This is a genomic window from Ensifer sp. MJa1, from assembly GCF_037026475.1.
GTDB lineage: Bacteria > Pseudomonadota > Alphaproteobacteria > Rhizobiales > Rhizobiaceae > Ensifer.
Genome location: NZ_JAKUMO010000004.1, coordinates 294,308 through 306,831 on the forward strand (window position 1 = coordinate 294,308; position 12,524 = coordinate 306,831).

General features: G+C 63.4%; 14 protein-coding genes. 6 read left to right on the top strand and 8 right to left on the bottom strand.

Going from position 1 to position 12,524, the window contains the following annotated elements; genetic code table 11:
- The first annotated feature begins 67 nt into the window (after window positions 1–67).
- Together MKZ91_RS08380 and MKZ91_RS08385 are read left to right on the top strand one after the other, a co-directional pair.
- Window positions 68–415, top strand: a complete 348-nt coding sequence (locus tag MKZ91_RS08380; protein ID WP_336169977.1) for a DUF952 domain-containing protein — start codon at window positions 68–70, stop codon at window positions 413–415.
- Window positions 412–1,497, top strand: a complete 1,086-nt coding sequence (locus MKZ91_RS08385; protein ID WP_336169979.1) for a quinone-dependent dihydroorotate dehydrogenase — start codon at window positions 412–414, stop codon at window positions 1,495–1,497. Before MKZ91_RS08380 ends, MKZ91_RS08385 begins: the two co-directional genes overlap by 4 nt.
- On the opposite strand, the gene MKZ91_RS08390 is transcribed toward MKZ91_RS08385, so the two are convergent.
- The 3 genes from MKZ91_RS08390 to MKZ91_RS08400 form a co-directional block, all read right to left on the bottom strand.
- Window positions 1,473–2,831 carry an MATE family efflux transporter gene (locus MKZ91_RS08390; protein WP_336169980.1) on the bottom strand — a complete coding sequence of 453 codons (1,359 nt, stop codon included), beginning with the start codon at window positions 2,829–2,831 and terminating at the stop codon, window positions 1,473–1,475. The two genes, MKZ91_RS08385 and MKZ91_RS08390, sit on opposite strands and share 25 nt — an antisense overlap.
- A 305-nt stretch (window positions 2,832–3,136) precedes the next feature.
- Window positions 3,137–3,640 carry a CAP domain-containing protein gene (locus MKZ91_RS08395; protein WP_336169981.1) on the bottom strand — a complete coding sequence of 168 codons (504 nt, stop codon included), beginning with the start codon at window positions 3,638–3,640 and terminating at the stop codon, window positions 3,137–3,139.
- Window positions 3,641–3,642: 2 nt separating this feature from the next.
- Window positions 3,643–3,909 (bottom strand): DUF6460 domain-containing protein, encoded by a 267-nt coding sequence (locus tag MKZ91_RS08400; protein ID WP_336169982.1) that lies wholly within the window; start codon window positions 3,907–3,909, stop codon window positions 3,643–3,645.
- Window positions 3,910–4,062: 153 nt separating this feature from the next.
- On the opposite strand from MKZ91_RS08400, the gene MKZ91_RS08405 reads away from it, so the two are divergent.
- Window positions 4,063–5,001 (top strand): methyltransferase, encoded by a 939-nt coding sequence (locus MKZ91_RS08405; RefSeq protein WP_336170039.1) that lies wholly within the window; start codon window positions 4,063–4,065, stop codon window positions 4,999–5,001.
- Window positions 5,002–5,106: 105 nt separating this feature from the next.
- Window positions 5,107–5,742, top strand: coding sequence for a YitT family protein (locus MKZ91_RS08410; protein ID WP_336169985.1), 636 nt, complete (start codon window positions 5,107–5,109; stop codon window positions 5,740–5,742).
- Window positions 5,743–5,860: 118 nt separating this feature from the next.
- On the opposite strand, the gene MKZ91_RS08415 is transcribed toward MKZ91_RS08410, so the two are convergent.
- Both MKZ91_RS08415 and MKZ91_RS08420 read right to left on the bottom strand, forming a co-directional pair.
- A complete protein-coding gene (locus MKZ91_RS08415; protein ID WP_336169986.1) occupies window positions 5,861–6,325 on the bottom strand; it encodes a carboxymuconolactone decarboxylase family protein in 465 nt (154 codons plus the stop codon).
- A gap of 50 nt (window positions 6,326–6,375) precedes the next feature.
- Window positions 6,376–6,879: an Rrf2 family transcriptional regulator gene (locus MKZ91_RS08420; RefSeq protein ID WP_336169987.1), complete on the bottom strand. Its 504-nt coding sequence runs from the start codon at window positions 6,877–6,879 to the stop codon at window positions 6,376–6,378.
- Window positions 6,880–6,988: 109 nt separating this feature from the next.
- On the opposite strand from MKZ91_RS08420, the gene MKZ91_RS08425 reads away from it, so the two are divergent.
- A complete protein-coding gene (locus MKZ91_RS08425) occupies window positions 6,989–9,532 on the top strand; it encodes a ligase-associated DNA damage response DEXH box helicase (protein ID WP_336169988.1) in 2,544 nt (847 codons plus the stop codon).
- A gap of 95 nt (window positions 9,533–9,627) precedes the next feature.
- Window positions 9,628–10,356 (top strand): ligase-associated DNA damage response endonuclease PdeM, encoded by a 729-nt coding sequence (gene pdeM, locus MKZ91_RS08430; protein ID WP_336169989.1) that lies wholly within the window; start codon window positions 9,628–9,630, stop codon window positions 10,354–10,356.
- Between the two features lie 58 nt (window positions 10,357–10,414).
- Here the strand turns inward: pdeM and MKZ91_RS08435 are convergent, their stop codons facing one another.
- The 3 genes from MKZ91_RS08435 to MKZ91_RS08445 all read right to left on the bottom strand — a co-directional run bounded on the left by MKZ91_RS08435 (window position 10,415) and on the right by MKZ91_RS08445 (window position 12,505).
- A complete protein-coding gene (locus tag MKZ91_RS08435; protein ID WP_065774359.1) occupies window positions 10,415–10,651 on the bottom strand; it encodes an Lrp/AsnC ligand binding domain-containing protein in 237 nt (78 codons plus the stop codon).
- 127 nt (window positions 10,652–10,778) lie between these two features.
- Window positions 10,779–11,579, bottom strand: a complete 801-nt coding sequence (locus tag MKZ91_RS08440) for a TIGR02186 family protein (RefSeq protein WP_336169990.1) — start codon at window positions 11,577–11,579, stop codon at window positions 10,779–10,781.
- On the bottom strand, window positions 11,579–12,505 hold the full coding sequence (locus tag MKZ91_RS08445; RefSeq protein ID WP_336169991.1) for a sulfite exporter TauE/SafE family protein: 927 nt from the start codon (window positions 12,503–12,505) through the stop codon (window positions 11,579–11,581). Before MKZ91_RS08445 ends, MKZ91_RS08440 begins: the two co-directional genes overlap by 1 nt.
- Window positions 12,506–12,524: the final 19 nt, after the last annotated feature.

Below are 12,524 nucleotides of genomic sequence, written 5' to 3' on the forward strand. Positions count from 1 at the left end.
TGCGATGGACAATCGCCGATATTTGCGGCAAGGCCACGACAGAAGATTACGGGGACAGACGGGCACCATGGGCTCCATCATATACAAGATCGTTCCGGCCTCGCTGTGGCAGGAAGCCAAGCGCAGCGGACGTTTCGACGGTGCACCCGTCGACCTCGCCGACGGCTTCATCCATTTCTCGACCGCCGGGCAGGCTGTCGAGACCGCCGCGCGTCACTTCGAGGGACAGGAAGGCCTGCTGCTGGTCGCCGTCGACGGCGACGCGCTCGGCGAGGAACTGGTCTATGAACCCTCGCGCGGCGGCGCCCTCTTCCCGCACCTCTACGCTCCGCTCTTTCTTTCGGCGGTCGTGTGGGAAAAGCCTTTGCCGCTTGGCGCCGACGGCCTGCATATCTTCCCGGAACTCGACGCATGAACCCGCTTGCCAACATCGCCCGCCGCGGCCTCTTTCTGTTCGACCCCGAAGCCGCGCATGGGCTGTCGATCAAGGCGCTGAAAACAGGATTGGTGCCGAACTGTCCGGCCAAGGCCGACAAGCGCCTTTCCCAGGTGATTGCCGGGCTTGAGTTCCCGAACCCGGTCGGCATGGCGGCCGGCTACGACAAGAACGCCGAAGTGCCCGAAGCACTGCTGAAGATCGGCTTCGGCTTCACCGAGATCGGGACGGTCACGCCAAAACCCCAGTCGGGCAACGACAAGCCGCGCATCTTCCGCCTGGTCGAGGATGAGGCGGTGATCAACCGCCTCGGCTTCAACAATGAGGGCCATGGCGCGGCGCTCGCACGGCTGAAGGCCTGCTCGCGCGATGCGCTAATCGGGGTCAATATCGGCGCCAACAAGGACAGCGTGGATCGCATCGCCGACTATGTCAGCGGCATCCATACGTTCTATTCGGTTGCCCGCTACTTCACGGCCAACATCTCCTCGCCCAACACGCCGGGCCTGCGCGACCTGCAGGCGCGCGAAAGCCTTGCGGCCCTGCTTTCCGCCGTACTTGCGGCGCGCGACGAAGAGGCGCTGCGCAGCAAGCGGCGGGTTCCCGTGTTCCTGAAGATCGCGCCTGACCTTACCGAAGAAGGCATGGACGACATCGCGGCCGAAGTGCTTGCGCACGACCTCGACGGCCTGATCGTCTCCAACACGACGCTGTCGCGTGACGGGCTGAAGGATCAGCGTCAGGCCAAGGAAACCGGCGGCCTCTCCGGCAAGCCGCTGTTTGAAAAATCGACGGCCGTGCTTGCCCGCATGCGCAAACGCGTCGGGCCGAAGCTGCCGATCATTGGTGTGGGCGGCGTCAGCTCGGCCGAAACCGCGGCAGAAAAGATCCGCGCCGGCGCAGATCTGGTGCAGCTTTATTCCTGCATGGTCTACGAAGGACCGGCATTGCCCGGCCGGATCGTGCGCGGCCTTTCCGATCTCTGTGATCGCGAACGGCTCACTTCGATCCGCGACATCCGCGACAGCCGCCTCGACTATTGGGCCAGCCGGAACGTCTGACGCGCCTTCACCGGGATCCGCGACAGCAGGAAAAGGCCTCGCATCAACAGGAAGAGGTTGAGACCCGCCCACAGGCCGTGATTGCCGAAGGCGGGTACCAGCACCGCAAGGGATGCGACATAGCCGATGAAGGCCGCGATCATCATGTTGCGCATATCGCGCGACCACGTGGCGCCGATGAAGACGCCATCCATCAGGAAGGCCAGCGCACCGGTCATCGCCGTGACCGCCGCCCAGGGCAGATACTGGTAAGCCTCCGCACGGACGTCCGGCGCCGTCGTCAGCAGATCGATGAGCCCACTGCCAAACAGCAAGAAGGCAACGGTCGTCACCAATGCGAGCCCCAGCGACCAGGCGACCGTCAGCCGCAGCGCGCGGTCGAAGGCCGGGCGATAATGGGCACCGATCGAGCGGCCGATCAACTGTTCGGCGGCATTGGCTAGGCCGTCGAGATAATAGCCGGCAACGAGAAAGATCGTCATCAGCACGGCGTTTGCCGCAAGCGTCACCGGCCCGAAAGCCGTACCGATCCGCGTCATCAGGGTGAAGGCGGCGAGCAGCACGAAGGAGCGGATCATGATGTCGCGATTGAGGCCGAAGAGGGGCTTCAGCCGTTCACGATCGAAGATCTCGGCCCAGGTCGGCGCATCCTTGCGGTCGAAGCGGCCGTAGACGATGGCAAAGCCCGCAAGCGCACCGATCACTTCGCCGGTCACGGTCGCCAGCGCCACGCCCATCACCCCCCAGCCGAGAACCAGGCCAAGCAGGATCGACAGCACGATGTTGATGCCGTTGATCAGCGTCTGCAGCATCAGGCCGATCGTTCCCTCGCCGCGGCCGAGCACGAAGCCGAGGATGGCATAGTTGGCGAGCGCTGCCGGACCGGAGAGGATACGACAGAGAAAATAGGTGGATGTCACCGCCGCCACCTCAGGCGCCGGCCCCATCAGCCAGAGTCCGCCGGACAACAGAAGAGGCGAAACGAGAACGCTCACCGTACCGCAAATGAGCGCGATGATCAGCGACCGCCAGAACACCGCCTGCTGCTCGCGCCGGTCGCCGCGGCCATAGGCCTGGGCGACAAGGCCGGTGGTCGCGGCCCGCAGGAAGTTGAAGGTGGTGAAGATCAGGTCGAAGATGATGGCACCAACCGCGAGCCCGGCCAGCAGCTTCGCCTCCCCCATCCGGCCGACAACGGCGGTGTCGACGAGACCGAGCAACGGCGTTGTCAGGAAGCCAAGCGTCATCGGCAGTGCAATCGCCAGGATCAGCCGATGGGTGACATGAAAAGGGCCGGCAGGATCGCTCGGCGAAGCGGGAGAAGCAGCGGTCATCGAACGGTCCGGGTGTTTGCGTGAGCCATGACCGTTTTAGGGAAAGAGCATGGGCGGATGCAAGGTGCCATTTGCCGTTGAGCAGCCGCTCGGCCAGCGAGGCCCCTCACCCTAACCCTCTCCCCGCAAGCGGGGAGAGGGAACCGCCGCGCCGCATCCTGAGCTGCCGTCGGGGGACGGCTTTACAAGCGAGCGCGGAACCACGGGCGCCAGCCTGCACCGCGCGTCCCCTTCTCTCCGCCCGCGGGGAGAAGGTCGCGGCAGGGGGATGAGGGGCCGTTCTGTCTGGGAGTTTAGGTAGGCGCCTAACCCGAAAGCACCATCGCCCAGAAAGGACGGTTGCCCGAGGCGGCATTCTGGGCAACGGCAACACCGAGGCCGCGATAGTTGCCGAGCATGTTTTCGAGATGCCTGGGCGACTTGTACCAGGCGTCATAGGCGCGCTCGGCGTCGTCCTGGCCCATGGCGATGTTTTCGGCCGCTGGAAGCGTCACGCCCTGGCCCTTCATCCGGTCGTAGAAACTGTCGTTCCAGCCGATGAGGTGCTGCATCTTGCCGGCTTTGGCCATGCGCGCCGCCTGGTTCATGGCAGCCACCGACGCGGCCTTGTCGGCAACGAGCGGGCCCAGACCCTTGCCCTTGCGCAGCGTGTTGACGTAGCCGAGGCTCGCCTCGGTCTGGTCGCTGCCGGTGCCGCCCGCGGGCGACAGCACCTGCGACGTGGTGCAGCCGGCCAGTGCGCCGAGCGAGAGGATGGCGGTGGCGCGCAAGAGGCCGCGGCGCTCGATTAGAAGAAAACGGTCCTGCATCGTCAACGCCGGTAGCTGAGCACGCGCAGGATGACGAAGGCCGGAACGACGATCGCCGCGCCAAGCAGCAGATAGTCGCCAACCCGGCCAAGGGCCGCAAAGCCGGTGTACCAGAGGTCGAGCAGGAAATTGCGGGCGGCGAAATAGATATCGGTCGGATACCAGCCGAACATCGTCATGACGAAGCCGACGAGGATCGACACCACGACGAGCTTGATCAGCACGCGGAGCGGCGAGTCGCCCAAAAACCTGTTCATTCCGTCCGACATGCGCGAACTTCTCCTGTTTGTCTTCACATAAGCCGCGATCGGCACGGTCGCAAGTCGCCGGACAGAGCCGCGCTCTTTGATTGCGCCAGATTCCGCTTGTATTTTGCGGCCTCCGGCGTCAGAAGCGCTGATCGCAACCAATATCTCACATTGATGACGCTCAACCAGCTCTCCTCCGGCGACCTGATCGCCGACCGCCGCGCCGACTACGCAAAAATGCTTGCCGAGGGCGGCGAGCCCGACAGTGCTGCCGAACTCATGGCACAGGCACTGGAACGGGCGCCGGATTGGGCTGCCGGCTGGTTTCGGCTCGCGGACTATGAGGAAAAATCTGGCCGGAAAGAGGCGGCGATCGAGGCGCTCAGAAAAACCCTGGCGCTGACGCCCGAAGACATCTTCGGCGCCGGCCTGAAACTGGCCCTGCTCGGTGCGACCGCGGTGCCCGAGCAGCCGCCGAGCCTCTATGTCGAGCGGCTATTCGACGACTATGCCGATCGCTTCGACCAGGCGCTGGTGGAGAAGCTCGGCTATAGCGTGCCGCAGAAACTTGCGGCGCTGATCCAAAGCCAGACCGGGGGCCTCATCTTCGAGCATGTCACCGATCTCGGCTGCGGCACGGGCCTCTTTGGCGAACGCATCCGGGATCAGGCGCAGTTTCTCGAAGGTTTCGACCTTTCCGTCAACATGCTCGCCAAGGCCGAGGCGAAATCCACCTATGATCGGCTGGCACGCGCCGATCTTTCACTTTCACCGGATGCCTCCGGCATCTTCGGCAATTTCGCGCCCGCCCGGGCCGACCTCGTCAGCGCCGCCGATGTGCTCATGTATCTCGGCAATCTCGACAGCGTCTTCGACATTGCGACGCACCTGCTTGCCTGTAACGGCTACTTCGCCTTCTCGGTCGAAGATGCCGGCGATATCGAGGATTTTCTGCTGCGGCCGTCTTTGCGCTACGCCCATGGCGAAGCCTATGTCCGCTCTCTCTGCGCCAGCCATGGTCTCGAACTCATTGCCATCGAGCGTACCGCCATTCGCATGGATGCAGGCGAACCGGTGTTCGGCATCCTGTTCCTGGCGCGTAAGCCTGCATAAAACGCAAGGCAGAGTCGCAAAAATAGGTCAGCATAACTGACATATTTTTCTTGATTGTTTTTGTGCGTTGCAGCATTGCTTGGCCATCGCAATCGAGGATTTGCCATGGCCCAGCTCAGCAGCGTTTTCGGTCTCTGGAACACCAGCCCGACCCGTCATACGGCGGTCGAGGACCTGCAGGGCATCTTTACCGGCAGCCTGATTGCAGCACTTGGCCTCTACTTCCTGGCAAGCGCCGGCCTGCTCACCGGCAGCACGGCGGGCGTCGCCTTCCTGCTGCACTATGCCTTCGGCATCAATTTCGGTCTTGCCTTCTTCCTGCTCAACCTGCCGTTCTTCTATCTGTCGCTGAAGCGGCTCGGGCCGGCCTTCACGGTGAAGACCTTCATCGCCATCGGCATCACCTCGTTCCTCACCGACATCCAGTCGCGCTTCTTCCAGATCGGCACGATCCAGCCGGCCTGGGCGGCGCTGCTCGGCGGCCTGCTGCTGGGCTACGGCCTGCTGGCGCTTTATCGCCACCGCGCCAGCCTCGGCGGCGTCGGCATTCTCGGCATCTACCTGCAGGAGCGCTTCGGCATTCGCGCCGGTTTGGTGCAGCTGGCCATCGACATGGTGGTGCTCGTCGTCGCCTTTGGCGTGACGTCGCCCACGGTCGTCGCCTGGTCGGTGCTCGGCGCGGTCGTCCTCAACCTGTTCGTCGCCATCAACCACCGCGCCGACCGCTACATTGCGCTCTAGCACTTTGCTTCCAGAGCACCGATCGGCCCCAGGTGATCCGACCTGAAGGCAGGATGCTCTAACACCAGATAGCCCCGAAGCGGACCTCGGGGCTATCTGTACGTTCACTGCCGCAATCTCAGGCGGCCTTTGCCGGCGCGTCGATCGGGTGCTGCGATCGGAAGCCGACGGCGATCCGGTTCCAGGTGTTGATCACCCCGATCGCGATCGTGAGCTTGGTGATTTCAGCCTCGGTGAAGTGTTCCTTCAACGGCTCGAAGTCTTCGTCCGGCGCCCGCGTCTGGGCAATGTTGGTCAGCGATTCCGTCCAGGCAAGCACGGCGCGCTCACGCGCGTCGTAGATCGGCGATTCACGCCAGGTGACAATCAGGTGAATCCACTGCTCGCTGAGGCCGCTATGGCGCGCCTCTTTCACATGCATGTCGACGCAATAGGCGCAGCCGTTGATCTGCGACGCCCTGAGCTTGATCAGGTGAATGAGGCGGGGCTCAAGGCCGGAGTCCTTGACGATGTATTTGTCGAGGGCGGCGACCGCCTTGTAGGCGTCCGGGGCAGCCTCGACGAAATTGAAACGCGGTTGCATGCTCGTCTCCTTGGGTTGAAGGGAAAACTCTAGAGCTGGAGGGGGCGGTATCAGCCGCCGGTCATGGACCGGCGTTCATTGATCGCCAGAAAGGCGTTGGTTCTTGCCGAAACGCTGCCATCATCCTTGGCGGTGAGGTCTTCCAGGATGCCGGCGATGGTCACGCGCCGAAGCTCCGCGCGATAGGCCTGTTCGGCCTTCAGCATCGCGACATTGATCGTGCAGGGTGCGGTCGGCTTGCAGGCGTAGGGATTGGGGCCACGCAGGCGGATCTCGTTGCAGCGGAACGCCGGCTCCGGCCCTTCGACGGCAAGCACGATGTCGAGCAGGGTGATCGTGTCCGGTGTGCGGGCAAGTCGGTAACCGCCCTTCGGACCCGGCACGGCCTCCAAGAGCCCTGCCCCGGACATCGCCTGCAGATGCTTCAACAGATAGCTGGTGGAGACACCATGGAACTCGGCCAGGGCAGCCGCCGACAGCGTGCTGCCCGGCTGAAGACAGCTCAACATCGTCACGCTGTGAATGGCCTGCTCGACCCCGTCACCGAGTTTCATGGCGACCTCCTTAATCATGGATATTTTTTATCTATGATTCTAACGAGAGTCAATCTGTCGACTGATGCCCCAGCGGACGGGCTTCTCTTTCGGCGGATTTGATCTACCTTTGTTCTCCGTGAACAGGATCGATTCCCCACGGCCGCAGGGCGATGCCCTGACCCTGCCCGCCCCCTTTCTTCGCTGGTTCGGCGAAAAGGGCTGGCAGCCGCGCGCCCATCAGTTGGAACTGCTCGCCCGCGCCGAGGCTGGCGAAAGCACGCTGCTGATCGCACCGACCGGCGCCGGCAAGACGCTCGCCGGGTTCCTGCCTTCGCTCGTCGATCTCACCCGCCGCGGCAAGATCCCTCCCGGCTCCGCCTTCGTCGGAATTCACACGCTCTACATCTCGCCGCTAAAGGCGCTCGCGGTGGATATCGAGCGCAACCTGATGAAGCCGGTTGGCGAGATGGGCCTGCCGGTGCGCGTCGAGAACCGCACGGGCGACACGCCCACGGCCAAACGTCAGCGGCAGAAGCTCAATCCGCCCGATATTTTGCTGACGACACCGGAACAGTTGGCGCTGCTGCTCGCCAATGGCGAGGCGACGCGCTTCTTCAGGGATCTGCGCTACGTCGTCTTCGATGAGCTGCATTCGCTCGTCACGTCCAAGCGCGGCCATCTGCTTTCCCTCGGGCTGGCGCGGCTTCGCCGCCTTGCGCCCGGTCTGCAGACGATCGGTCTATCCGCAACCGTCGCTGACCCGATGGACCTGCAACGCTGGCTCTCGCCGCAAGAGCCGGATGCGGAGCGGCACGCCGGTCTCGTCCAGGTCCAGGGCGGCGCCAAGCCGCAGATCTCCATTCTCAGGACGGAAGAACACGTGCCCTGGGCCGGGCACTCGGCACGCTACGCGATCGCCGACGTCTACACCGCGATCAAGGAGCATGGCACCGCCCTGCTCTTCGTCAACACCCGCAGCCAGGCGGAGCTGCTCTTCCAGGAACTCTGGACGATCAACGAGGACAACCTGCCGATCGCGCTGCACCACGGATCGCTCGATGTCGCCCAGCGTCGCAAGGTCGAGGCGGCAATGGCGGAGAACCGGCTGCGCGCGGTCGTCGCGACCTCAACGCTCGATCTCGGCATCGACTGGGGCGATGTCGATCTCGTCGTGCATGTCGGCGCCCCCAAGGGCGCAAGCCGTCTTGCCCAGCGCATCGGCCGCGCCAACCACCGCATGGACGAGCCGTCGAAGGCGATCCTGGTGCCAGCCAATCGGTTTGAGGTGATGGAGTGCCAGGCGGCACTCGACGCCAACTATGTCGGTGCGCAAGACACGCCGCCCGTCGGCAAGGGTGCGCTCGACGTGCTGGCCCAGCACGTGCTCGGCATGGCCTGTGCCGCACCCTTTGATCCGCTGGATCTCTACGCTGAGATCACCACCGCCTCGCCCTATGCGACACTTGCCTGGGAGACCTTCGAGCGGGTGGTCGATTTCGTCGCGACCGGCGGCTATGCGCTGAAGACCTATGAGCGCTATGCCCGTATCCGCAAGACCAAGGACGGGCTCTATCGCGTCTCCAATCCGCTGGTGGCGCAGCAATATCGCCTGAACGTCGGCACCATCGTCGAATCGCCGATGCTCAATGTCCGCATGGTCAAGCGCAACCAGCGTGGCTCGCTCGGCCGCGGCGGCATGTCGCTCGGCAAGGTCGAGGAGTATTTCCTCGAAATGCTCTCCCAGGGCGACACCTTCATGTTTTCCGGCAAGGTGCTGCGCTTCGAGGGCATCCGCGAGAACGAGTGCCTGGTGAGCCAGGCCTTTTCCTTCGATCCGAAGGTGCCAAGCTATGCCGGCGGCAAGTTTCCGCTCTCGACCTACTTGGCCGAACAGGTCCGCAAGATGCTTGCCGATCCGGCGCGCCGGGCGGCACTACCGGACCAGGTGCGCGACTGGCTGTCGCTGCAGAAGGACGTCTCGATGCTGCCGCGCGAGGACGAGCTTTTGATCGAGACCTTTCCCCGTGGTAGCAAGCACTACATGGTCATCTATGCTTTCGAAGGGCGGCTGGCACACCAGACGCTCGGCATGCTGCTCACCCGGCGGCTCGACCGCGCCGGACAGAAACCGCTCGGCTTCGTCGCCACCGACTATTCCCTCGCCGTCTGGGCGCTCGACGACCTCGGCGCCACCTTCGAGCTCAGGCGCGGCGCCCTCGCTGACCTCTTCGACGAGGACATGCTCGGCGACGACCTCGAAGCCTGGCTCAACGAATCCTTTCTTCTCAAACGCACCTTCCGCAATTGTGCCGTCATCGCCGGATTGATCGACCAGCGCCATCCCGGCAAGGAAAAGACCGGCCGTCAGGTGACGGTTTCCGCCGACCTCATTTACGACGTATTGCACGCGCACGAGCCGGATCATCTCCTGCTCGAGGCGACCCGCAACGATGCGGCAACAGGTCTTTTGGACATCGCGCGCCTCGGGGATATGCTGAAGCGAATCAAGGGCCACATCACCCATCGCCGACTCGACCGGATCTCGCCGCTGGCGGTGCCGGTCATGCTGGAGATCGGCAAGGAAATGGTCCAGGGCGAGGCGCAGGACTTCCTGCTGTCGGAAGCCGCCGACGACCTGATCCACGAGGCGATAGGCGGCGAACCGGTCTGACGCCCGATGAAACGGCAGGCGCAAGGACCCCACGCCGGACGACGCCAGACGAAACTTGAACACCGCCGCAGAGACCGGCGAGATGCGAAGAGACGATGATACACAGGCTTGCCCGTGCCCTTTCTCCAGCGACAGGTCCAGCGCCGATCTCGGCGCGCATCGTCGTCAATGGCGTGGAAGGCATCTGTGATCCGCTCGGCGGCCTCTACCTGCCGGAGACCGGCACGCTCGTGGTCTCCGACCTGCATCTGGAGAAAGGCTCCGCCTTCGCCCGGCGCGGCATGTTGCTGCCGCCCTACGACACGCTTGCGACGCTACGCGTGCTTGAGGCGGCGATTGCCCGCCATGACCCGAAGCTTGTCGTCAGCCTTGGCGACAACTTCCATGACCGGGTCGGCTCGGCGGTCATGCCGGATGCCTTTCGGCACATGATCGCGGCCATGGCACATGGTCGCGAATGGGTCTGGATCAACGGCAACCATGACCCGGACGGCGCCTTTGGCCTGCCGGGTGCCTCTATGGACGAGCTGCGCCACGCCGGTCTCGTCTTCCGGCATGAGCCGAAACGCAGCGACGCGGCGGGCGAGGTTGCCGGCCACCTGCATCCGGCGGCAACGGTAGTGCGGCGTGAAAAGGCTGTGCGCCGCGCCTGCTTTGCTACAGACGGCATGCGCATGTTGATGCCGGCTTTCGGCGTCACCACCGGCGGGCTCGATCTCAGACACCGGGCAATGACCGGGCTTTTCGATCGCAGCAAGCTTGTCGCCCATATGCTCGGGCGCGACCGGATCTATTCGGTGCGGTTTGTCAACCTGATTGCCTGACAAGGGGCGCGGCAAACGACGATGTGCCGGTTTTCCGGCGACATCCGCTTCACCGATATCAGAAGGCGTTGAAGGTCAGCGTTGTCAGCGACCGGGAGATGCCGGGGACCGTGGCGATGTTGTCGTTGATGAACTTGCCGATGTCCTGACCTTCCTCGATGTAGATCTTGATGATCAGGTCATAGTCGCCGCTGGTCGAATACATCTCCGAAACGATTTCCTTGCGGTAGATCTCGTCAGCAACCTCGTAGGTCTTGCCGGGAGCGCACTGCAACTGGACAAATATCGGTTTCATCGAGCTTCCTCTTTTTTTTCGGCTTGTGGCGGCGCGCGCCGGCTACAGCTGCCTTAGGCACGTGCAGCAGCCTTTCCTTTAGCGCCGCGTCGCGAAAAAGGAAACGTCGGCACAGGCTGCCCAGTGACTATTCCTTGCGGAAGATGACGCTGGCGCCCCATCCGGTGATAACAGCAAGAAGGACGGCGACGAGGCCGTAGACAAGCGGTTGCTGATGCGCGGCTTGGGTGATGAGTTGTTCGACGCCGGTCTTGACCACGCGCAGCGGCAGTGCCTTGGCCGCAACGAAAACACCGTCGCGGAAGAGATAGGCGCGCACGACGTGCACGCCGTTCGGGACGTTGGCCGGCAGCCGCACGGACGCCTTGAACAGGCTGGAGCTGATGAACTGCACGCCGCCCGGATCGCGTTCATAGACGCCGCTCGTTTCGCGGATGCGGCGGAAGGCATTGCGGAACTCGCCGAGATTGCTGCCATCACCGACAAAGCCGAGCGGCACCAGCCGCATGTGATCGACGCCAATGCCCATGTTGCCCATCTCGCCCGGCGGGGCGATCGTCTCGATATCGCGCGTGCTCGACAGCGAGTAGGACTCAGGCACCAGTTCGAAGGTCATCGAACTGGTGTTGACCCAGATGCCGAAAACGCGCTCCTTCTTGCGCACCGTGGCATTGTCCTTGGGGCCTTCGAGGCTCACCACGATGTTGTATCTGCCCTGGGCAAGAAGGCCCTGGTCGAAGCCGTCGACCGCGCCAAAGATCGTCAGGTCCGCACCGCGGAAATCCGAGGTGATGGCGATCTCGTCGGTGGAGATGCCGATCTCCAGCTTCTCGGTGAAATCGGCGTTTTCGTCCTGCATCGCCGCCTGCGCGGGAACGGCAAGGGCGAAAGCCAGAAAAGCCAGAGCTGTGCGGGCGAAGCGGATCATCAGAAACCGAACCCCGCTGATACGACCGAATAGATGTCCTTCGGTGGAATGACGAGCTCGACCGCCAGACGAATGCCGACGGCAAGGACGAGCAGCGCAAGCAACGCTCGCAACTGCTCGCCGCGCAGCTTCTGCCCGACGCGCACGCCGTATTGGGCGCCAATGACGCCGGCGATCATAAGCACGAAGGCAAGCACGATATCGACGGTGTAGTTGGTCGAGGCCTGGACGATCACCGTATAGGCGGAGACGAAGATGATCTGGAACAGCGACGTGCCGACGACGACATTGGTCGGGATGCGCAGGAGATAGATCATCGCCGGCACCATGATGAAGCCGCCGCCGACACCCATGACCGAGGTCAGGATGCCGATGCAGAAGCCGAGGCCGACGACCGGAATGACGCTCAGATAGATCTTCGACTTCTTGAAGCGCATCTTCAAAGGCAGGCCGTGCACCCAGTTGTGCTGGCCGGGGCGACGCAAGGTCGTCTGCTGGTTCTTGGCCGCCTTGCGCATGGCGGCGATGCTCTCCCAGAGCATCAGGCCGCCGACGGTGCCAAGCAGCACGACGTAGAGCAGGGAAATGACGAGGTCGAGTTGACCGATGCGACGCAGCAGCGAAAACAGCCAGACACCGACCGTGGCGCCGGCAAGACCGCCGCATAAGAGCACTGTTCCGAGCTTGATGTCGATCGTGCCGCGGCGGAAATGCGTGATCGCGCCGGAGATCGACGAGGCCACCACCTGGTTGGCGCCGGTCGCCACCGCGACCACCGGCGGAATATTGTAGAAGATCAACAGCGGGGTGATGAGGAAGCCGCCACCGACGCCGAACATGCCCGAAAGAAAGCCGACGGCCGCACCCATACCGAGAATGATGAGTATATTCACCGACAACTCTGCGATGGGCAGATAGATCGTCACGCCGGGTCCTCGATATGCC

Coding starts and splice junctions, on each gene's coding strand:
- MKZ91_RS08380 (WP_336169977.1), top strand. CDS start 68: ATGGGCTCCATCATATACAAGATCGTTCCGGCCTCGCTGTGGCAGGAA.
- MKZ91_RS08385 (WP_336169979.1), top strand. CDS start 412: ATGAACCCGCTTGCCAACATCGCCCGCCGCGGCCTCTTTCTGTTCGAC.
- MKZ91_RS08390 (WP_336169980.1), bottom strand. CDS start 2,831: ATGACCGCTGCTTCTCCCGCTTCGCCGAGCGATCCTGCCGGCCCTTTT.
- MKZ91_RS08395 (WP_336169981.1), bottom strand. CDS start 3,640: ATGCAGGACCGTTTTCTTCTAATCGAGCGCCGCGGCCTCTTGCGCGCC.
- MKZ91_RS08400 (WP_336169982.1), bottom strand. CDS start 3,909: ATGTCGGACGGAATGAACAGGTTTTTGGGCGACTCGCCGCTCCGCGTG.
- MKZ91_RS08405 (WP_336170039.1), top strand. CDS start 4,063: ATGACGCTCAACCAGCTCTCCTCCGGCGACCTGATCGCCGACCGCCGC.
- MKZ91_RS08410 (WP_336169985.1), top strand. CDS start 5,107: ATGGCCCAGCTCAGCAGCGTTTTCGGTCTCTGGAACACCAGCCCGACC.
- MKZ91_RS08415 (WP_336169986.1), bottom strand. CDS start 6,325: ATGCAACCGCGTTTCAATTTCGTCGAGGCTGCCCCGGACGCCTACAAG.
- MKZ91_RS08420 (WP_336169987.1), bottom strand. CDS start 6,879: ATGAAACTCGGTGACGGGGTCGAGCAGGCCATTCACAGCGTGACGATG.
- pdeM (WP_336169989.1), top strand. CDS start 9,628: ATGATACACAGGCTTGCCCGTGCCCTTTCTCCAGCGACAGGTCCAGCG.
- MKZ91_RS08435 (WP_065774359.1), bottom strand. CDS start 10,651: ATGAAACCGATATTTGTCCAGTTGCAGTGCGCTCCCGGCAAGACCTAC.
- MKZ91_RS08440 (WP_336169990.1), bottom strand. CDS start 11,579: ATGATCCGCTTCGCCCGCACAGCTCTGGCTTTTCTGGCTTTCGCCCTT.